The 18,956-nt window shown below is 72.2% G+C and carries 19 protein-coding genes; 3 read left to right on the top strand and 16 right to left on the bottom strand.

Annotation, left to right across the window (positions count from 1 at the left end; genetic code table 11):
* Positions 1–4: 4 nt before the first annotated feature.
* A complete protein-coding gene (locus IL992_RS05685; RefSeq protein ID WP_193202204.1) occupies positions 5–1,480 on the bottom strand; it encodes an MFS transporter in 1,476 nt (491 codons plus the stop codon).
* 125 nt (positions 1,481–1,605) lie between these two features.
* Here IL992_RS05685 and IL992_RS05680 point away from each other — a divergent pair, with 125 nt between their 5' ends.
* Complete coding sequence (locus IL992_RS05680) at positions 1,606–2,607, top strand: Lrp/AsnC family transcriptional regulator (RefSeq protein ID WP_193202203.1); 1,002 nt, start codon at positions 1,606–1,608, stop codon at positions 2,605–2,607.
* Between the two features lie 7 nt (positions 2,608–2,614).
* Here IL992_RS05680 and IL992_RS05675 read toward each other — a convergent pair whose 3' ends face one another.
* From IL992_RS05675 to IL992_RS05620, 12 genes are all read right to left on the bottom strand, one after another.
* The gene (locus tag IL992_RS05675) at positions 2,615–3,685 is read right to left on the bottom strand and encodes an alpha/beta fold hydrolase (protein ID WP_193202202.1); all 1,071 of its coding nucleotides are present in this window, start codon (positions 3,683–3,685) and stop codon (positions 2,615–2,617) included.
* 91 nt (positions 3,686–3,776) lie between these two features.
* Complete coding sequence (locus IL992_RS05670; protein ID WP_193202201.1) at positions 3,777–4,655, bottom strand: lysophospholipid acyltransferase family protein; 879 nt, start codon at positions 4,653–4,655, stop codon at positions 3,777–3,779.
* A gap of 10 nt (positions 4,656–4,665) precedes the next feature.
* Entirely contained in the window at positions 4,666–5,706 is a 1,041-nt protein-coding gene (locus IL992_RS05665; RefSeq protein ID WP_193202311.1) for an NAD-dependent epimerase/dehydratase family protein, read from the bottom strand.
* 71 nt (positions 5,707–5,777) lie between these two features.
* The gene (locus tag IL992_RS05660; RefSeq protein ID WP_018654693.1) at positions 5,778–5,876 is read right to left on the bottom strand and encodes a 30S ribosomal protein bS22; all 99 of its coding nucleotides are present in this window, start codon (positions 5,874–5,876) and stop codon (positions 5,778–5,780) included.
* Between the two features lie 155 nt (positions 5,877–6,031).
* Positions 6,032–6,235 (bottom strand): helix-turn-helix domain-containing protein, encoded by a 204-nt coding sequence (locus IL992_RS05655; protein WP_030456159.1) that lies wholly within the window; start codon positions 6,233–6,235, stop codon positions 6,032–6,034.
* A 312-nt stretch (positions 6,236–6,547) separates the two neighbouring features.
* On the bottom strand, positions 6,548–7,330 hold the full coding sequence (locus IL992_RS05650; RefSeq protein ID WP_193202200.1) for a phosphatase: 783 nt from the start codon (positions 7,328–7,330) through the stop codon (positions 6,548–6,550).
* 42 nt (positions 7,331–7,372) lie between these two features.
* Positions 7,373–8,536, bottom strand: a complete 1,164-nt coding sequence (locus tag IL992_RS05645; protein WP_193202199.1) for an acetoin utilization protein AcuC — start codon at positions 8,534–8,536, stop codon at positions 7,373–7,375.
* Between the two features lie 68 nt (positions 8,537–8,604).
* Entirely contained in the window at positions 8,605–9,789 is a 1,185-nt protein-coding gene (locus tag IL992_RS05640) for an ABC transporter permease (protein ID WP_182898116.1), read from the bottom strand.
* A gap of 10 nt (positions 9,790–9,799) precedes the next feature.
* Positions 9,800–10,546, bottom strand: a complete 747-nt coding sequence (locus IL992_RS05635) for an ABC transporter ATP-binding protein (protein ID WP_193202198.1) — start codon at positions 10,544–10,546, stop codon at positions 9,800–9,802.
* Positions 10,543–11,931, bottom strand: a complete 1,389-nt coding sequence (locus IL992_RS05630) for an efflux RND transporter periplasmic adaptor subunit (protein ID WP_193202197.1) — start codon at positions 11,929–11,931, stop codon at positions 10,543–10,545. The genes IL992_RS05635 and IL992_RS05630 overlap by 4 nt, the downstream gene beginning before the upstream one ends.
* A gap of 101 nt (positions 11,932–12,032) precedes the next feature.
* Positions 12,033–12,827 carry a pyrroline-5-carboxylate reductase gene (proC, locus tag IL992_RS05625; protein ID WP_193202196.1) on the bottom strand — a complete coding sequence of 265 codons (795 nt, stop codon included), beginning with the start codon at positions 12,825–12,827 and terminating at the stop codon, positions 12,033–12,035.
* A 93-nt stretch (positions 12,828–12,920) separates the two neighbouring features.
* Positions 12,921–13,757 carry an NAD(P)H-binding protein gene (locus IL992_RS05620; protein WP_193202195.1) on the bottom strand — a complete coding sequence of 279 codons (837 nt, stop codon included), beginning with the start codon at positions 13,755–13,757 and terminating at the stop codon, positions 12,921–12,923.
* A gap of 80 nt (positions 13,758–13,837) precedes the next feature.
* Between IL992_RS05620 and IL992_RS05615 the strand changes: the two genes are divergently transcribed.
* Positions 13,838–14,782, top strand: coding sequence for an AraC family transcriptional regulator (locus tag IL992_RS05615; RefSeq protein ID WP_193202194.1), 945 nt, complete (start codon positions 13,838–13,840; stop codon positions 14,780–14,782).
* Between the two features lie 94 nt (positions 14,783–14,876).
* Here the strand turns inward: IL992_RS05615 and IL992_RS05610 are convergent, their stop codons facing one another.
* The 3 genes from IL992_RS05610 to IL992_RS05600 all read right to left on the bottom strand — a co-directional run bounded on the left by IL992_RS05610 (position 14,877) and on the right by IL992_RS05600 (position 18,248).
* The gene (locus IL992_RS05610; protein WP_193202193.1) at positions 14,877–15,611 is read right to left on the bottom strand and encodes an ABC transporter permease; all 735 of its coding nucleotides are present in this window, start codon (positions 15,609–15,611) and stop codon (positions 14,877–14,879) included.
* Entirely contained in the window at positions 15,608–16,336 is a 729-nt protein-coding gene (locus IL992_RS05605) for an ABC transporter ATP-binding protein (protein ID WP_226872324.1), read from the bottom strand. Before IL992_RS05605 ends, IL992_RS05610 begins: the two co-directional genes overlap by 4 nt.
* A gap of 187 nt (positions 16,337–16,523) precedes the next feature.
* Entirely contained in the window at positions 16,524–18,248 is a 1,725-nt protein-coding gene (locus IL992_RS05600; RefSeq protein WP_193202192.1) for a pentapeptide repeat-containing protein, read from the bottom strand.
* 171 nt (positions 18,249–18,419) lie between these two features.
* Between IL992_RS05600 and IL992_RS05595 the strand changes: the two genes are divergently transcribed.
* Positions 18,420–18,896 (top strand): hypothetical protein, encoded by a 477-nt coding sequence (locus IL992_RS05595; protein ID WP_193202191.1) that lies wholly within the window; start codon positions 18,420–18,422, stop codon positions 18,894–18,896.
* Positions 18,897–18,956: the final 60 nt, after the last annotated feature.

Here is an 18,956-nt window from a genome sequence, read left to right as displayed (position 1 = left end):
GTGATCAACCACCCGGTCGGTCGCCCGCGGGCTCCCTGGGCGACTCGCGTACGCCCATCAGCGCGGCCGTGACGGCCGTGACGGCGACGAGCGCCGCCGCGATCCAGAACGTGAGCCGGATCGCCCCCAGGGCCGCGCTGCCCGCGTCCACATGCGACCTGACGTCCGCGGTGAACCTGTGGAGGAACGCGGTGCCGAGAACGGCGACGCCGAGGGTGCCGCCGAACTGCTGGACGGCGTTGAGCAGGCCCGCGGCGGAACCCGTCTCGTGCGCCCGCACCCGTGACAGGGCCGTGGTGAAGAACGGGACGGTGAACAGGCCGTTTCCCGCTCCGCTGAGTGACAGCGCCGCGAGCAGGGGCCAGGCGTAGCCGTCGGCGGATGCGGCCCGGTAGACGGCGACGGCGCAGATCAGCCCGGCGAACAGGGCGGCGAGCCCGACGAACATGATCTTCGCTCCGTGGCGGGGAACCAGACGGGCGCCGGCGTACCAGGAGGCGACGGCCATGGCTGCCGACCACGGGAGCAGGGTGAGCCCGGCGGTCAGGACGTCGCTGCCCAGCCCCAGTTGCACCTGCAGGACGATCGCCACCATCAGTCCGTTCATCACCGCGAAGAACAGCGTGGAGGTCGCCAGCGCGGCCGGGAAGGCCCGGTCGCGGAACAGGCTCGGCTCGATCAGCGGGCTGCGGCCCCGCCGGGCGCGGTGACGCTGGTGCCATCCGAGGACCGCGAGGACGACGACGCCCGCGGCGAGGGCGATCCACACCCAGGCGGGCCAGCCGGCGGCGTCGCCCTGGATGAGGGAATACACGATCAGACCGGTGCCGAGCACGGCCAGCCCCGTGCCGGGCAGGTCGAGGCGGGGAGGGTGCGGCGACCCGCTCTCCCGAAGGGCCGGCAGAAAGGCCAGGACGAGCGCGGCGAGGGGAACGTTGACGAGGAACGCCGCCCGCCACGACGCGCCCAACAGGTCGACCCGGGTGAGAACGGCGCCGAGCACGGGCCCGCAGACGGCGGCCAGGCCCATCACCGGCCCGATCGACCCCATGGCCTTGGCCAGTTCGTCCCCCTCGAACATGCTCCGGATCAGCCCGACGGTCTGCGGGATGATCAGCGCGGCCGCCGCCCCCTGGACGGCACGTGTGGCGATGAGCATTCCCGATCCGGTCGCGCAGGCGCAGATCGCCGATGCCAGCGCGAAGAGGGCGACCCCGGCCGCGAACACCCGCTTCCGTCCGGCGAGATCACCCAGGCGGCCACCGGGCACCAGCAGCACGGCGAAGGGCAGGGTGTAGGCGGCGCTGAACCACTGGATGTCGGACTCGGCGCCGCCGAAATCGCGGTGGATCACCGGCGCGACCACCGTCGTGATCGTGGCGTCCAGCAGGTTCATCGCTTCGGCGACCAGCAGCGCGAGCAGGGCCGCCCACCGCCGTCGATATCCCGTCGCGGTGGTGGTGTCCTCCAGTACGGGCATGCTTCGTCCTTCCGGTCGCGTCGTGATCAGGCAGCAGCCTGAGGCGTACGGGTGGGACGTTCCAGCCGGGAAGCCGAATGTGCGGATTTCTTCCATCAAGGGTGGAACAGCGAGAGAATCCGACGATGCTGGATGAACTGGACCGGGGTCTCGTCCATGCCCTGCACGTCGACGGGCGAGCGCCGTTCAGCCGGATCTCCGAGGTCCTCGGCGTGTCAACCCAGACCGTGACGCGCCGTTACCGGCGGCTGCGCGCCGAGGCCGGGTTGCGCGTCGTCGGCCTGCCCGAGCAGGACCGCACCGGCCATGCGCAGTGGGTGGTCAGGCTCACCACGACCCCCACCGCGTCTCAGGCCCTGGGGCACGCGCTGGCCCGGCGTCCCGACACCTCCTGGGTCAAGCTGGCCTCCGGAGGCACCGAGATCTTCGCGATCGTCCACGCGGAGGACGGCAGCCACCTGTCACGATCGCTGCTGCTGCACGACATCCCCCGCACGTCCGGGATCACGGCCGTCTCGGCGCACCTGCTGCTCCACACCTACCTGGGCGGTCCGACCGCCTGGCGTGGACGGCTGCGGGCCCTCAGCGACGAGCAGCAGCGGGCACTCGTGCGGCCGGCCCCCTCACCCGGCACCCGCGGACCGGTGAGCCTGACGGACGGCGACCGCGCCCTGATCGACGCCCTGCGCCACGACGGCCGAGCCGGCTACGCCGAACTCGCCGCCGCCACCGGCTGGTCCCCCGCCACCGTGGCACGGCGCCTGGCCGACCTGCGCGCCAGCGGGATGATCTTCTTCGACGTGGAGGTCGACGTCGCCGGCTACGGCGTCACCGCCCAGGCCCTGCTGTGGATGGCCGTCGCTCCCGCGCATCTGGACCAGGTCGCGACCGCCCTGGCCACCCACGACGAGCTCGCCGTCGTCGCGGCCACCACCGGCGCCACCAACCTGCTCGCCCACGCGCTCTGCGCCGGTCCCGCCGACCTGCACCGCTACCTCACCCGGCGGCTCGGCACGCTCGACCAGATCCGCACCCTGGAGACGGCCCCCGTCCTGCACACGCTCAAGGCGGCCGGGCATCTCACTCCCGTGGCCGCCCGGCCGGGATTCCGCCCGGCACGCGCCTGAACGGCGATCAGGCGGCGGACCGGCCCGGTGGGGAGCCCTGTGGTGAGCCCTGTGGTGGGCCCTGCGGTAGGCCGGGTACGGCCCGCTCGATCAGGCCGGTCAGCTCCCGGTTCACCAGTCCGGGACGTTCGAAGCCGATCATGTGCCCGGCGCCGGGGATCCGTACGAACCGGGCGTCGGGTAGCGCCTCGGCGATCCTGCGGCTGTGGGCGAGCGGGGTGAGCCGGTCTCGCTCTCCCACCATGACCAGCGTCTTCGTCCGCCGCAGCGCCTTCAGCGCGGCGAACTTGTCGTGCATCCGGAAGTCCCGGAAGAACCCGACCATGACCTCCGTCGGCGTCGCCGCGGCCATCGCGTTGACCAGCCGGATGTGCCGCCGGCTCGCTCCCTTGCCGAAGGCGACGTACCGGGTCACCGGCAGGTTCGTCCAGCCCTTCACGCGGGGCCGCGCGTCGATGACCGCGGCGCGGGCCAGCATGTTCTCGAACAGCAAGGGCGTGACGCGGGGAGCCAGCCGCCCGAGCGGCCCGGGGAGGCCGAAGGTGCTCGCGTCGAGCCCGCCGGACGAGGTGCTGAGCAGCGCCACGCCGGCCACCCGCGACTCGACCAGGGCGGGGTGCCGGTCCGCGAGCGCCATGACCGTCATGCCGCCCATGGAGTGGCCGGCGAGGACGACGGGCAGCCCCTCCGGCACGGCGGCCTGGATGACGGCGGCCAGGTCGTCGCCCAGCCGGTCGATCGTGCACGCCTCCAGCGCCCCGGCCGAGGAGTCGCCGTGCCCGCGCTGGTCGTAGAAGACGAGCGTGCCCAGGCCCGCCAGAGCCGCGCGCTGGAGCTGCCAGCAGTGCCGGTTCATCAGCCAGCCGTGCGCGAAGACGACGGCGCACCGGGGATCGGGATGGTCGTCGATCTCCACGGCCAGGCGGACCCCGTCGTCGGTCGTGACCGTCGTCCGTCGCGCGGACGCGCCGTTCGAAGTCTGTGCGGCCTTCGCCCGTCTGGTCTGGACGCGTCGCGCTGTGCCGATCGCCAGGCCGAGGGCGAGCCCGGCGAGGGCGGCGTTCCGCCCCTTGTTCATGTGCTCCTCCGGGGTGAGAGTGAGCACACCATACCGACCAGTAGGTCTCTTTGTTAGACCCAGCCCCCAATAAGTTGCGGGCAGCGTGATGTCACAGCGCGATCGGGGGAAACGCCGGGCCCCGGCGCAGCCGCAGGGCGTCGAGCTGCCGTTGCATGGTCTCCCGGACGTGGTCGGTCAGGTCGAAGACCAGCATGGGGTCGTCGGCCTCCTCCGGGGCGTACTCGTCGGTCCGGATCGGCTCGCCGAACTCGATCAGCCACTTGGACGGCAGCGGAAGCAGACCGAGCGGCCCGAGCCAGGGGAACAGCGGCGTGATCGGCAGGTAGGGCAGGCCGAGCAGCCGGGCGAGCGACGGAATGTCGCCGATCTTGGGGTAGATCTCCTCCGCCCCCACGATGGCGCACGGGACGATCGGCACGCCGGCCCTGATCGCCGAGGCGACGAACCCGCCCCGGCCGAACCGCTGGAGCCGGTAGCGCTCGGAGAACGGCTTGCCGATCCCCTTGAATCCCTCAGGGAAGACGCCGACGACCTCGCCCTTGCGCAGCAGCCGGTCGGCGTCCTCGGGGCAGGCGAGCGTGTGCCCGGACTTGCGGGCCAGGTGCCCGAGCACGGGAAGCTGGTAGACCAGGTGCGCTCCGAGCAGGCGCAGCGGCCTGCCCAGCTCATCGTGCACCGCGACCTGCAGCATCAGGGCGTCCACGGGCAGCGTGCCGGAGTGGTTGGCCACGATCAGCGCACCGCTGCCGGTCGGCACGTTGCCGAGCCCGAGGGTCTCGGCCCTGAACCAGTGCCGGTAGAGCGGGCGCAGCGCCTCCAGCAGCACCTTCTCGTTGAGCTCGGGGTCGAAGCCGAACTCGTCGATCTCGTATTCGCCGGTGACCCTGCGCCGCAGGAACGCGAACAGCTCGGCGAGCCGCTGGTCGGCCGTGCTCCTGTCCGTGCGCCGGCCCTGGAAGTCGTCCATCGGAGTCCCGTCACGAAATCGGCCGGACGAAGTCGGCCAGCCAGTCGACCAGGGCGCGCGGCAACTCGCCGGGTCCGCCGCGCGACTGGAGGAAGTCGTCGAACGCCGCCGCCGTGCTGTATTTCGGCCGCCAGCCGAGCTCGGCGGCGAGCCTGGCGGTGTCCACCGCCCGGCCGTGGCTCATGAACGCGAGCTGCTCGGGCGAGAAGTCCACCAGCCGCGCGCCCCGGGCGAGTCCGCTGACGAGGCGGAAGGCGGGGGACGGCATCGGGATCACCGGCCGGCCCGTACGCCGCGCGCACTGCGACAGCAGCAGGACGCCGTCGCCCGCGACGTTGAACACGCCCGGGTGGTCGGCCCGCGCCGTACGGCACAGCACCTCGACGGCGTCGTCCTCGTGGACGAACTGCAGCCGGGGGTCGAAGCCGAGCACGGTGGGCAGCACCGGCTGGGAGAAGTACCTCGTCAGCGGTGAGTCGACGCCCGGTCCCATCAGGTTGGCGAACCGCAGCGTCGTCGTCGTCACGTCGGGCCGGCGCCGGGCGAAGCCCCGCACGTACGTCTCGACCTCGGTGGCGTCCCTGGCGTACCCGGAGTGCGACACCTCGACGGGCTCGGTGTCCTCCGTGAACACGGCGGGAGCGTGCGGCGATGAGCCGTACACGGCCGTGGTCGACCGCACGACCACCCGGCGCACCGTGGCGGAGCGCTGACACGCCGCGAGCAGCTGCATCGTCCCGATGACGTTGTGCTCCTTCATGGCCGGCCGGCCGCCGCCGGATCCGCCGCCACCGGGGCCGCTGAGCAGGCTGAGGTGCACGACGGTGTCGACGTCGGCCTCCCTGATGACCTTGACCAGGTCGGGACTGCGCAACGCGACCCGGGCGAACTCGGTGCGGCCGAGCACCGCGCCGTCCTCCCCGGCAGGGGATGGCGGCGGCGCCGTGTCCACGCCGATGACCCGGTCGATCTCCGGGTCGGCCGCGAGCGCTTTGGCCACACGAGCGCCGATGTGACCGGAGACACCGGTGACCAGCACAGTACGAGTCATCGACGCCTCGCCGGGGGTGTGCGTGTTCACGGTCGCCCGGTCCCTGAGGACCGGTGCGCGCTCCGTCTCGGCTACTTCTTGTTACGCCGCTGGATGCGGGTCTTCTTCAGAAGCTTGCGGTGCTTCTTCTTGGCCATGCGCTTGCGGCGCTTCTTGATCACAGAGCCCACGGGACCCCCAGGTGAAGGTGTGACTGTCAAACCGGCGCGCGAGCGCACACCGGCTCAACAGACTACCGGCGATCCGTGGTAGATCGCTCCCCCGGGGGACCCCGCGTCGACCGGGAGTCGGCCACGCCGCCGTCAAGCGTGGTCGCCCGCGTGGTTCATCCTGCTTCGATGAACGCGTCCCGCAAGTAGTCGTGGACCGCCTGCTCGGGCACTCTGAAGGACCGGCCGACACGGATGGCCGGTAACTCCCCGGAGTGCACGAGCCGGTACACGGTCATCTTGGACACCCGCATGACGGTCGCCACCTCGGCCACCGTCAAGAACTTCACCTCGCTGAGAGGTCTTTCGCCTGCACCCATCGGACGCCTCTTCCGCACGTGTTTCCGGGTTATCCCCACTGGTGCCATTGCTCACGCACGTGTACTGCCGTCAGCGTAAGTCCGGACTCCGAGTAGGCAAACCCCTCATTCCATCAGTCAACGGAGCCGTGTGCCGTCAAAATCGGGAAAGTCGCTGGCAGCAGCCGGGCCGTGCCCCTCGCCTCAATCTTGGAACGGACCAACTTCTCTCACATTAGAGTCGCCCAGGCACACGAAAAAGTTGGCAAACGGTCGGCACAGAGGCACAAAAGCGGGCGCGAAATGCCCGGTTTGGGAGGTCCGGAAGGGGAGTCAGAGGCTGCGGGCGACCCGGGCGAGCAGGTACGCCGTCAACGGAGCGTAGAAGCGCGGCAGCACGTTGTCATCCAGGGGCACGGTGACGGCGATCTTTCCCTCGGCCTCGCCCACGAACAGCGCCGGGTCGTTGCTGTCGGCGAAGCCCACGGTCTCGACCCCGGCCTCGCCCGCGGCCCCCGCCCAGCCGTGATCGGCGATCACGAAGTCGGGCCGCTCCTCGGCCAGCATCGCCTCCATCGGCGCCGCCTCGTGGGTGTGCACGAAGGTGCCCCGGTCCTCCAGCATCGCCACGCCGTCGAGGTAGCGGATCCGCCTGCGGCGGCCGAGACCGCCGATGTACGCCCACCCCTCGGCCGGGAAGAGCAGGGTCGCCCCGTTCTCCGCGAGGAACCGCGCCAGCGCGAGGTGGATGGTGAGCAGGCCGGTCGGGTGCCCGGTGGCGAGCACGATCCGGGGGGCGCCGCGCCGCAGCACCTTGGCGATCCGCTCGCCCATCTCCTCGACGGCGTCGATGGTCCGCTCGGGGTCGATCGTGTCGGGGCCCTCGCGGTGACCGGGATCGGCCGCCACTCCCGCCTTGTCCGCCATGAGCGCCAGCACCTCGTGGTAGGACCACTCGCCCTCGAAGGTGAGCCCGAAGAGGTAGTGCGGGTCGCGCAGCGCGAGCGACCGATAGTGGTCGAGGTTGTTCTCGCGGCTGGTCGCCACGTCCCCCGCGATGGCGGTCCGGACGAGGTGTTCGCGCAGTTCGGCTCGGGAGGGTGGTGGTGCGGTCACGACAGGTACAGCGCTCCTCGGCTCGGCATGATTCCGTACTTCTCAGGGCATGGGGTCCAGGCCGTGGAAGGGGAACACCGCCTTCCTGGTCGCGATGACGGCCCGGTCGACGGCGTCGGCTGGATCGTACCCTTCCGAAATGTCCCGCCACTGCGGGTGACGTCCGTCCGTCATCGTCAGGGGTGGTATCTCCCCGGTGCGCTCCTCCACGTACGTCCGCCAGCTGTCCGGTGTGGCGGTCGACGGCTCGACGGGGCGTCCCAGCGCCTCGGCGATCAGGTGCGTCCACGCCCGCGGCACGACCTGGACCAGCTCGTATCCCCCGCCGCCCACCGCGATCCACCGGCCGCCGGCGGTCTCGTGGGCCAGCCGGTGCAGCGCGGCGTACGCCGTGCGCTGCCCGTCCAGGCTGAGCATGAGATGGGCCAGCGGGTCGAGGGCGTGGCTGTCGCAGCCCTGCTGGGTGACCAGGATCTGCGGCGCGAAGGCGCGCAGCAGCGGCGGGACCACCGCGTGGAAGGCGCGCAGCCATCCCGTGTCGCCGCATCCGGCCGGCAGCGCCACGTTGACCGCGGTGCCCTCCGCGCCGGTCTCCTGGGGGAAGCCGGTGCCGGGGAACAGCGTGCGCGGGCTCTCGTGCAGGCTGATCGTGAGCACCCTCGGGTCGTCGTAGAACGCCGTCTGCACGCCGTCGCCGTGGTGGACGTCCACGTCCACATACGCGATCCTCGTCGCGCCCTGCGACAGCAGCCACGCGATGGCGACGGCCGGGTCGTTGTAGACGCAAAAGCCGCTGGCGGCGCCGGGCATGGCGTGGTGCAGCCCGCCCGCGACGTTGACCGCGTGCTCGGCCTCGCCCGTCCACACCGCCCTGGCGGCGGCCAGTGACGCGCCGGTGACCAGGGCGGACGCCTCGTGTACGCCCACGAAGGCGGGATTGTCCTCGGTGCCGAGCCCGTAGCGCAGGTCAGGACGGCCGTCCTTGGAGACGTTCTTGACCGCCTCGATGTAGTCCCGGTTGTGCACCAGCGCGATCTCGTCCTCGGTGGCCGGGACGCAGCCGGTCGTCTCGACGCCGTCGAGCACGCCCAGGTCGCGGGCGAGCGCCATGGTGAGTTCGACGCGTACGGGCGCGAGCGGATGGCCGGGCCCGAAGTCGTAAGAAACCAGAGCGTCGTCCCAGACGACCCGCACCGCCTGACTCATGCGGTGACGGTACCGCACAGGCCGTCACCGCCGTTCACTCGGGCGTCACACACGATCAGTCCGTACGTTCAGTCCGTACGGAGGGCGACGACGGGGTCGAGCCTGGCCGCCCGCCGGGCGGGGGCGACGCCGAAGAAGACACCGACGGCCGCGGAGACCCCGAAGGCGAGCACGATCGACCACCAGGTGATCGACGCGGGCACCGGCGAGACCGCCTGGATCAGCAGCGCCCCGCCGACCCCGGTCAGGATGCCGATCACGCCGCCGATCGTGGTCAGCAGCACGGCCTCGATCAGGAACTGGCCGAGGATGTCGCGGCCCCGGGCGCCGAGGGCCTTGCGCAGGCCGATCTCCTTGGTGCGCTCCCTGACGCTGACCAGCATGATGTTGGACACCCCGACGCCGCCGACCAGCAGGGAGATCCCCGCGATGGCGGCCAGCACGCCGGTCAACATGCCGAGGACCGTGCCGATCGTGCCGAGGAGCTGGGTCTGCGTGACGGCCGAGAACGTCTCGCCCGGGTAGCGGGCGTCCAGGGCGGCCACGACTCGCCGCCGCAGCGGTTCGATCTCGTCCGGGCCGGAGGCGCCGACGGCGATGCCGTTGATCCTCGGCAGCCCGATCAACCGCTGGGCGGTGGTGACCGGCAGATGCACCTCCTGGTCCCGCGCCACCCCGAACGTGGATCCGACGGTCTCGTAGACGCCGATCACCCGGAACCGCACCCCCGCGATCGTGACCTGGCGGCCGATCGGATCGACGTCGCCGAACAGCTTGGCCGCGACCTCCGAGCCGAGGATCACCACCCGCCGCCGCGTGTCCACGTCGGTCTCGGTGAGATAGCGCCCCCGGCGCAGCGGCCGGTCGAAGACGTGGGGCATGTTCTCGTCGGTCCCGGTGAGCGTGGCGAACACCTCCACGCGGCCCACCCTGACCGGCTCTCCGGAGTTCACCGCGACCGTCACCTTCGACGGGTCGCCGACCACGCGCCGCACGTACGCGACGTCCGACAGGTCGAGGCGGCTCTGTGTGGGGGCCGCGCCCAGCCCCACCTGGCCGGGGACCACGAGGATGATGTTGCTGCCGAGTCCCGCGATCTCCTTCTCCACCGCGTTCTTGGCCCCGGTGCCGATGGCGACGAGGATCACGACAGAGAGCACGCCGATGATCACCCCGAGCATGGTCAGCATGCTGCGCAGCCGGTTGACCCGCAGCGCCTCCACCGCCATCCGCAGAGCTTCGGCCGTCCTCATGACGCGGTCCTCATGTGTCGCGCTCGATCCGGCCGTCGCGTACGTGGATCTGACGGCGGGCTCGGGCGGCGACCTCGGCGTCGTGGGTGACGAGGACGACGGCCACGCCACCCTCGTTGAGCCGTTCGAGCAGGCCCATCACCTCCTCGCCGTTACGGGTGTCGAGGTTGCCGGTGGGCTCGTCGGCCAGCAGCACCCGGGGATCGCCCACCAGCGCCCGGGCGATCGCCACCCGCTGCTGCTCGCCGCCGGACATCTGCGACGGCCGGTGCGTGAGCCGGTGGCCGAGCCCGACCGCCTCCAGCGCCGCCCTGGCTCGCTCCCTGCGCTCGGCCCGGGACACGCCCCGGTAGACCAGCGGCAGCGCCACGTTGTCGAGCGCGGACGTGCGGGCCAGCAGGTGGAAGGACTGGAACACGAAGCCGATCGTGCGGTTGCGCAGATCGGCCAGTCCGGCGTCGTCGAGCGTCGCCACGTCCACGCCGTTCACCCGCAGGGTGCCGGAGGTCGGCCGGTCGAGGCAGCCGAGCAGGTGCATGAGCGTGGACTTGCCCGAGCCGGACGGGCCCACGATCGCCGCGAACTCCCCCTGCCCGATGCGCAGGCTCACCCCGCGCAGCGCGTCGACCAGCACCCCGCCGTCCAGCCGGTAGGAGCGGGTGAGGCCGATCGCCTCGAACGCCGGAGGCGTCCCGTCTGCCGTCCCGGAAGCCGTCGCCGCTGTGGCGGGCCCGTCGGCATGCTCGTCGCGGCTCACGACAGGGACTGGCCGGGGCGTACGGCGTCGGCGCCCTTGACGACCACCCGCTCACCGGGGGACAGCCCGCTGAGGATCTCCACGACCGCGTCGCCCTGCGCGCCCAGCCGGACGACCCGCCGCTCGGCCTTGCCGTCGCGCACCGCCCACACGATCGTCTCCCGGCCGCTCGTCACGATCGCCGACGCGGGCACGGCGGTGGCGTTCTCCGACCGGCGTACGGCCAGCCGCACCACGGCGCTCATCCCCGGCTTGGGCGCGGGGGCCGCGCTGCCGTCGTCGTAGGCGCCCCGGCCCAGGCGCAGCCGTACGGGATAGCTGACCCCGCCGGTCGCGCCCTCCTTGGGGGTGACCCCCACGCCCGTCACGGTGGCGGTGTACGTCGCGCCGGTCACCGCGTCGAACTCCACCTCGGCCGGCGTGCCCCTGCGCACCAGCAGCACGTCGGTCTCGTCCACGTCGGCGGACAACGTGAGCACGGACACGTCGGTCACCGTGACCAGCGGGTCCCCGGCGGCCACCGGGACGCCGGTGGCGACGGTCCCGCCGGAACGGCCCGCGGGAGCGGCCGCCGCGGCTCCCGCCTGGCTCGCCGGCCCGGCCGGCAGCTGTGAGACCAGCGCGCCGAGGCCGGCCGCGCCCGCGCCGGAGGACGCGCCGCCGAGCGTGACCACGCCGCCGAACGGCGCCCTGACGACCAGGGCGTCCACGGTCTGCTCGGCCGCGCGCACGGCCGCCCTGGTCTGCGACCTCGACGCCGCCCGCAGGGACGCCATGGACGCGCTCAGCCCGCTCATCCCCGCGCTCACCTGGCCGCTCACCTGCGACAGCGTCTGGTCGAGCGAGCGGGTCAGCCCGTCGAGCACCTCATCGAGCGCCCGCCGCTGGGCCCGCCGGCGCTTGTCCGCGGCGTCGATGGCGGCCAGCAGCCGGGTCCTGGCCGCGCGGTCGCCGATCGACCTGGCCGCCTTCCTGGCCTGGGCGAACGACCGGTCGACGTGCGCGTCGAGCGAGCCCGGCAGCCGCAGGCGCGGCAGCCGTACGCTCATCGGTGCGCCGCCGAACGACACGGGCCGGGCGGCCTGCCGATCGGCCTTCCGCGCGGCCGACAGCTGCTGCCTGGCCTGGGGAGAGCTGATCCTGGCGAGGATCTCGCCCTTCTTCACCGTGTCGCCGTCCTGGACGTACAGGCGGGCGAGCGTGCCGGAGGCGGGGGCGGTCAGGGTGGCCGTCGCACGCGCGCCCACCGTCGCCGGTGCCTCGACGACCTCGCTGACGGTGGTTCTGGTGACCACGGCCACCGGGGCCTTCTGTGGTTCCGAGGACGTGCACCCGGCGGCGAGCAGGACGGCGAGAAGCGGGACGAACCCGCGACGAGACGTCACCCGCCAATCGTAAAGCGGTGGTCATCTTCCGTCCCGGGAACGCCGGTCAGCGCAGGGCATAGTGCGGCAACCGGGGCAGCGTCAGGAGGAAGCGCCGTAGGTCAGCCGGCGGCGAGACGGCGGCTGCGCTCGCAGGCCGCCTCGATCGCGTCGAGGAACGCGGCCCGCACCTTGTGGCGCTCCAGTTCCGCGATGGCGGAGATCGTGGTGCCTCCCGGCGAGGTCACGGCCTCGCGCAGGATCACCGGGTGCTCCCCCGAGTCGCGCAGCATGATCGCGGCGCCGACGATCGACTGGGTGACCATGTCGAGGGCGGCGGCGCGCGGCATGCCCAGCAGGATCCCGGCGTCGACCATGGCCTCGACCAGGTAGAAGAAGTACGCCGGGCCGCTGCCGGACAGGGCGGTGGCGGCGTCCTGCTGCGACTCGGGGATGCGCAGCACCTTGCCCACCGGGCTGAGCAGTTCCTCGGTGCGCTTGAGGTGCTCCTCGGAGGCGTGCGCCCCGGCCGAGATGACGCTCATGGCCTCGTCCACCAGGACGGGCGTGTTGGACATGACGCGGACGACCGCCACGCCGTCCCCGAGCCTCGCCTCCACGAACGCGGTCGTGATGCCGGCGGCCACCGAGATGACCAGCCGGTCGGCGGCCACATGCGGGGAGATCTCGGTCAGCAGTGCGGCCATGTCCTGCGGCTTGACCGCGAGGATCAGCGTGTCGGCCAGCTTGGCGGCCTCGGCGTTGCTCGCGACCCGCACGCCGTAGCGCTCGCGCAGCGCCTCGGCCCGCTCGGGCCTGCGGGCCGTCGCCACGATCTCCTCCGGCCGCAGACCGGCGCGTACCAGCCCGGAGAGCAGGGCCTCGCCCATCTTTCCGGTCCCGAGAATCGCGATCATTCCTGCACCTCTTCTGGGCTTCGCCGGGATCTCCCCGCAGCTTACCGACCCTGCCGGACGGAGCCGAACGCGCTGCGCCACGGGTCGGAAGAGTCAGTTCCAGTGGCCCGCGGCGGCGGTCTCGGCGACGTAGTCCTCGAACCGCCCGGGCGGGCGGCCGAGGGCCTGTTCCACCCCGTCGGACGGCGCGGCGCCCCGCCCGTCGCGAATGTTCACGAGGAGACCGGTGAGCAGTCGCGCGACGTCGGACGGGACGCCGTTCGCGACCTGGCGCTCCACGAAAACCTCGGGGTCGACGTCGACGTGCCGGATCGTGCGCCCGGTGGCCCTGCCGATGAGGTCGGCCGCCTCGCCGAAGGCGATCGCCCGCGGGCCGGTCAGATAGTGGATCCGGCCGCTGTGGCGCTCGTCGGTCAGCGAAGCCACGGCGACCTCGGCGATGTCCTCGGCGTCGACGAACGGCGTGCGCCCGTCGCCGGTGGGCAGGGCCAGGGTCCCGGCGAGGATCCCCTGCCGCCAGAAGGCCTCGCTGAAGTTCTGCGAGAACCAGTCCGGCCGCAGGATGGTCCAGCCGACGCCCGATTCGCGTACGGCCTGCTCGGCGGACTTCAGGGGGTGATCGTCGCCGGCCTCGCCCACGCCGTGGGCGGACAGCAGCACCAGCCGCCGCACGCCCGCGGCCACCGCCTCGGCCACGAGAGCGGGGACGCGCGCCCGGCGGTCGAGGCCCGGCCGCAGGTCGGGCTCGACGATATAGACGGCGGCGGCCCCGTCGAGCGCGGGAGCCCAGCTCTCCGGTCTGCCCAGATCGAAGGGGACGTCTCCGTCGGTGCGGGACGCCGTACGCGCCTGCAGACCCGCGGCCTTCAGGCGCCGGACGACGCGACGACCGGTCTTGCCGGTGCCGCCGAGAACGAGGATCTTCTCCATGCCTCAAGGAAACCGGCGGAAGCGAAGACGATCCATGGGAGAACGTCGTCCATTAATTTGTGATCGTCTACCGTGACGGCATGGACGTGCTGAGCGATCTGCTCCACCGGGCTCACGCCAGGAACGCGCTGGTCAGGCAGTTGATCCAGCGGCCGCCGTGGGCGCTGGCCTTCACCGGCGCCCCTCCTCTCACGGTCGTGGCCGCGCTCGGCGGCCACGCGTCGGTCCGGCTCGACAACGCCGGCGTCGCCCCGGTGCGCCTGGACCCGGGTGACATCGCTCTCATCGGCGGCGCCCACGCGCACACGATCGCCGACGACCCGTCCACCCCGCCGCAGGCCGTGATCCACGGGGACCGGAAACACGTCGTCGGCGGAGGCGAGGGGACGGCCGGGCCGCACCGGAGTCTGGCGCCGCGCACCTACGGCGACGGCCTGCCCGGAGCCACGATCATGCTCAGGGGCGCCTGCGAACTGCGCGGCGAGGCCGGCGTCCGGCTGCTGCGCATGCTGCCGCCGCTGGCGGTCGTGCCGGCCGGGCCGCGGACCCGGGCGGCGCTGGACCTGCTCGCCACCGAGGTCGCCCGCGACGAACCGGGCCAGGACGCCGTCCTCCACCGGCTGCTCGACCTCGTGCTCGTGCTGGCGTTGCGGGCCTGGTGCGCCAGGCCGGAGGCTCCACTCCCCTCCTGGCACCGGGCGCTGGCCGATCCCGCGGTCGGCGAGGCGCTGCGCCTGCTGCACGACCGTCCCGCTCATCGCTGGACGGTCGCCGAGCTGGCCGCCGGGGCCGGCATGTCCCGCGCCGCCTTCGCCGCGCGCTTCAGGAGCATGGTGGGCGAGCCCCCGCTCACCTACCTCACCGGCTGGCGGATGACCCTGGGAGCCGATCTGCTCACCGACACCGATGCCACCGTCGCCGCCGTGGCCCGCGAGGTCGGCTACGAGGACGCGTTCGCCTTCAGCGTGGCGTTCAAGCGCGCTCACGGGGTCAGCCCCTCGGCCTGGCGCCGCCGAACGCGCTGAGCCGATGCTCAAGGCGTACGGCGGCACAGGGATTCCGACGGCACTCGGACTCCGACGGCACTGGGACTCCGACGGCATAGGGGTCCGGCGACGCTCAAGGGGTTCGGCGACGCAGCGTGGCGGCGCCGAGTAGAAGTGCCAGCACGGCCGACGCCGCCACCACGGCGACGTCGCGCCAGAACTCGCCGCCCGGGTCGGCGTCCGCGACGGCGTGCGCCATCGCCTCGATCGCGTACGACATGGGCAGCACGTTCGAGATCCACTCCAGCACGGTCGCCATCTGCTCGCGCGGCACGAGGATCCCGCCGAGCAGGATCTGGGGGATCATCACGATCGGCATGAACTGCACGGCCTGGAACTCCGTACGGGCGAACGCGCTGCACAGCAGGCCGAGCGCGGTGCCGAGCAGGGCGTTGAGCAGGGCGACGAGCACCAGCGGCCACAGCGGGCCCGGCAGGTCCAGACCCAGCCAGGTGAGGGAGACGGCCAGCGCCAGCGCCACCTGGGCACACGCCGCCAGCCCGAACGCGAGGCCATACCCGAGGAGGAGGTCGAGCCGGCCGAGCGGCATCGCCATGAGCCGCTCCAGCGTGCCCGACGTGCGCTCGCGCAAGGTCGCGATCGAGGTGATGAGGAACATCACCAGGAAGGGGAAGACGCACAGCAGGATCGGCGCCCACCGGCCGAATGACCGCTCGTCGTCCATCACGTAATAGAGCAGGATCATCACCAGCGTCGGCACCAGGACCATCAGCGCGACCGTCCGCCGGTCGTGGCGGAGCTGGGTCATGATCCGCCTGGCGGTGGCGAGAGTGATCGCGAGATTCATGCCGCCGCCCTCTCCTCGATCAGGCGCAGGAACGCCTCCTCCAGGTCGGCCGTGCCCGTGTGCGCGCGCAGGGCGCCGGGGGTGTCGTCGGCGAGGATCTCCCCCTGGCGCAGCACGATCAGCCGCTCGCACCGCGCGGCCTCGTCCATGACGTGGCTCGAGACCAGGATCGTGGTGCCGCCCTCGGCCAGGCGGTGGAAGAGCGTCCACAGCTCCTCCCGCAGCACGGGGTCGAGCCCGACCGTCGGCTCGTCCAGCACGAGCAGTTCCGGACGGCCGAGCAGGGCCACGGCGAGCCCGGCGCGGCCGAGCTGGCCGCCCGAGAGCGTGGACCCGAGCTGGTGGGCGGCGCCGGCGAGCCCCACCTCCGCCAGCACCCGCTCGGGGTCGTCCTTCGGCGCGCCGAGCACGGCGGCGAAGTAGCGCAGGTTCTCCAGCACGGTCAGGTCGCGGTAGACGGCCGGGCTCTGCGTCGAGTAGCCGATCCTGCGGCGCAGGCCCGCGCTCCCGGCCGGCTCGCCGAGCACGCTCACCTCGCCGCCGGACACGATCTGGACGCCCACGATCGCCCGCATGAGCGTCGTCTTGCCGCAGCCGCTCGGCCCGAGCAGGCCGGTGACCTGCCCTCGCGGCACCTCGAAGGTGAGGCCGTGCAGAACCTCAGTCCCGCCCCGTGACACCCGCAGATCCCGTACGGCGATCGCGGGATCCGATAAATTCATCATGTGTTGAAATTAGACTCGCGACACGGGCGCGTCAACGTTCGGGTGCCTGTTCGGTGTCGGCGCACGGCGTGCGTGAGACCCAGGTCGCGCATCTCGGCGGCATCGCCTCGGGACGGGTGCTCGACGCTGAGGAGCCTCCCCCGTCGACCACCGCGCCAGTGAAGGCCGCCGATTGCGAGGAGTCCGGCTACCGCCGCTGCGCACCGGCGGATCGGGCCACAGTGCCGCGAGCGGGGTCCGCCGGATCCGGTATCTCGCGCCATGCCGAAGGCCAGACGCGAACGGTCGCGATGGTGCGCGGAAAGGTGACACCGGACAGGTCGCCGCCGCCGATGTCGGCGCCGTCGAAGTTCACAGAACCTTTGAAGTGCGTGTCCGCCAGGTCCAGACGTTGGAGGCCGCGCGGTTCGCTTCCCTGAACCCGAACCGTAAGCGCCCTGATGCTCCGCCGGACGACCGATACGCCCTTGTGCTCCGCTTCGAAATGCACGGCGGCCGCCCCGGGATCGGTCTTGTAGGCGATGCCGCGCGACGCCGTGCCGGCGAAGGACACGTCGTCGAGGAACGCGCAGTGCCGGAAACCGGCCCGGCCGAAGAACGTCCCTTCGAAGGAGGTGGGACCGGCGAAGTCCGAATAGCGGAAACGAACACCGCAGCGGAAGATCGCGTAGCCGAAGTTCAGCCCGCCGTCGAAGGCCACCCCTTCGAAGTGCCCCGCGAAGAACTCGCTGTTCTCGAAGCTCGTGAGGCTGCCGTCGAAGCTCGCTCCGGTGAACCTCGCCGTGCCGAACCGGGCACCGCTGAAGTCGGCGTCCGTGAACGTCGCGCCGCTGAAGTCGGTGTCGAACCTGAATATCGCGTACGCGAAGCTCGCCCCGCCCCAGAATCCGGCTCCCGCGAAGTCCGCTCCCAAGAAATACGCGGTGCCGAAGTCGGCGAAGCCTCGGAACTCGGCGCCGGTGAAGTCCGCCCTGCCGCGGAAGCGGCAGTCGGTGAAGTCCGCCCTGCCGGAGAAGACCGCCTGCGCGAAGCTCGCCGCCTCGACCTCGCTGCCGCTCAGGTCGAAGTCGACCAGGGATGCTCTCGTGAGGTCGACGGCGACGCCCGGCCAGTGATCGCCATCGTCGCCTTCGCCCGACGCGCCACCGGAGGACTTCAGATGGCGGACGACGATCCGTTGTGCGGTCAGACGGGCCTCCAGGTCCAGCGAGTGCTCCTGGCCCGGGTCGTGGCCTCCGATGTCGCCCGCGCCCCCGGCCGGCTCGCGTGCCCGGTCCGCCGGGTCACCCGCCGCGCCTCCCGGCAGGGGGGCCCGTAGGTACGCGCAGAGCACATCCATGACGGCCTGGCGGTGCTCGGGGTTGTTCCGGCCCAGCCGCTCCAGGGCATACATGGCCGCGATGCGCACGCCCGGGTTGCCGGAGCCGAGCTGGTCCACGGCCTTCGAGTAGAGCTCCGTGACCCGCTTCTCCGTCGCGTCATACTCCTGGTAGACCTGCGTGCGCTCACCCAGCCACTGGCGGCGGACACCGAGGAGGAGCGCCACGCCTCCGGCGGCTCCCGCGCCCACCGTCAGGCCACTCTTGATCGCGTCCAGCCGAAGGGCGGGATCCGCTCCCGCGATCGCCGTGAGGGCCGTTGTGGCGATCCAGGTCGAGACCGCGACGCCCATGAGGCCGCCGACGATCCACCAGACCGATAGCACCCGCACCGGGGAGGGCGACGTCCGCACGGACCTCGAGTTCGTGGCCAGCAGTACGAGTCCGGCCAGCAGCAGGACCAGCCCGCCGAGGGCGAGCACGCCGCCGAGCGGTACGCGCGCGAGAAGGCCGGGAATGTCCATCCAGCGCGCCGCGAGGACGACGGCGGCCAGCCCTGCGAGCAGAGCTGCGGCCCCCGTGGCCTTGCGCATCCGCGTCCCTCTCGAGTCCGTGCCGTGGCATGCGGCCCGTCCGGCGGCTCTCCACATGATCACGCACCCGCCCCGACCGCGCAAAAAGGGGCATCGGAGTGGGACCGGGGAGCGGCGCCCTGGGCGATCACGGCGGGTGAACCGGAGGCTTCTTACAGCCGTGTAAAGGGCATGAGAAAGCTCTGGCTCGTGGCCCTCCTGTTCCTGGCGGTCGCCTGCGGAGGGACCTCCTCCACCTCGGCCTCACCCGAGCAGCCGGAAGGCTCCCCCTCCGGAGCCGGCGCCGATCACGGCTCCTCTGCCCCGGCCTCGCCGGTCGGGCCGTCCGGCGCGCCGAGCGGCGCCCCGTCTCCCGTGACCCCGGCCGGGCCCACGCTGAACCCGCGCAAGGTGCCGTGGGAGAGCGCCACCCCCACCGCCGACGGCCGGTCCCTCGACGTCGTGTGGTGGTCCGGAGTGGAGCCCTGCACCGTGCTCGACCGCGTCGAGGTGACCGAGACCGCACGCGAGGTGACCGTCACCCTGTACGAGGGGCAGGACCGGCGCTCGCCCGACGCCGTCTGCATCGCGATCGCGATCCTGAAGACCACCAAGGTGCACCTCAAGGCTCCGCTCGACGGGCGGAAGGTCGTGGACGGCGCCAAGTAGGCCGCCGAGCCGGGTCAGGTCCGCGTCGCGGCCGGGGAGCCGGAGGCCGGGGCGGCGGCG

This window comes from Microbispora sitophila (assembly GCF_014892245.1).
GTDB classification, from domain to species: Bacteria; Actinomycetota; Actinomycetes; order Streptosporangiales; family Streptosporangiaceae; genus Microbispora; species Microbispora siamensis.
This window is presented reverse-complemented; position numbering and strand designations above follow the sequence as displayed.

Bases quoted from the DNA above. Each gene is read 5' to 3' on its own strand.
- IL992_RS05685 (WP_193202204.1), bottom strand. From the start codon at position 1,480: ATGCCCGTACTGGAGGACACCACCACCGCGACGGGATATCGACGGCGG.
- IL992_RS05680 (WP_193202203.1), top strand. From the start codon at position 1,606: ATGCTGGATGAACTGGACCGGGGTCTCGTCCATGCCCTGCACGTCGAC.
- IL992_RS05675 (WP_193202202.1), bottom strand. From the start codon at position 3,685: ATGAACAAGGGGCGGAACGCCGCCCTCGCCGGGCTCGCCCTCGGCCTG.
- IL992_RS05670 (WP_193202201.1), bottom strand. From the start codon at position 4,655: ATGGACGACTTCCAGGGCCGGCGCACGGACAGGAGCACGGCCGACCAG.
- IL992_RS05665 (WP_193202311.1), bottom strand. From the start codon at position 5,706: ATGACTCGTACTGTGCTGGTCACCGGTGTCTCCGGTCACATCGGCGCT.
- IL992_RS05655 (WP_030456159.1), bottom strand. From the start codon at position 6,235: ATGGGTGCAGGCGAAAGACCTCTCAGCGAGGTGAAGTTCTTGACGGTG.
- IL992_RS05645 (WP_193202199.1), bottom strand. From the start codon at position 8,536: ATGAGTCAGGCGGTGCGGGTCGTCTGGGACGACGCTCTGGTTTCTTAC.
- IL992_RS05640 (WP_182898116.1), bottom strand. From the start codon at position 9,789: ATGAGGACGGCCGAAGCTCTGCGGATGGCGGTGGAGGCGCTGCGGGTC.
- proC (WP_193202196.1), bottom strand. From the start codon at position 12,827: ATGATCGCGATTCTCGGGACCGGAAAGATGGGCGAGGCCCTGCTCTCC.
- IL992_RS05620 (WP_193202195.1), bottom strand. From the start codon at position 13,757: ATGGAGAAGATCCTCGTTCTCGGCGGCACCGGCAAGACCGGTCGTCGC.
- IL992_RS05615 (WP_193202194.1), top strand. From the start codon at position 13,838: ATGGACGTGCTGAGCGATCTGCTCCACCGGGCTCACGCCAGGAACGCG.
- IL992_RS05610 (WP_193202193.1), bottom strand. From the start codon at position 15,611: ATGAATCTCGCGATCACTCTCGCCACCGCCAGGCGGATCATGACCCAG.
- IL992_RS05605 (WP_226872324.1), bottom strand. From the start codon at position 16,336: ATGATGAATTTATCGGATCCCGCGATCGCCGTACGGGATCTGCGGGTG.
- IL992_RS05600 (WP_193202192.1), bottom strand. From the start codon at position 18,248: ATGCGCAAGGCCACGGGGGCCGCAGCTCTGCTCGCAGGGCTGGCCGCC.
- IL992_RS05595 (WP_193202191.1), top strand. From the start codon at position 18,420: ATGAGAAAGCTCTGGCTCGTGGCCCTCCTGTTCCTGGCGGTCGCCTGC.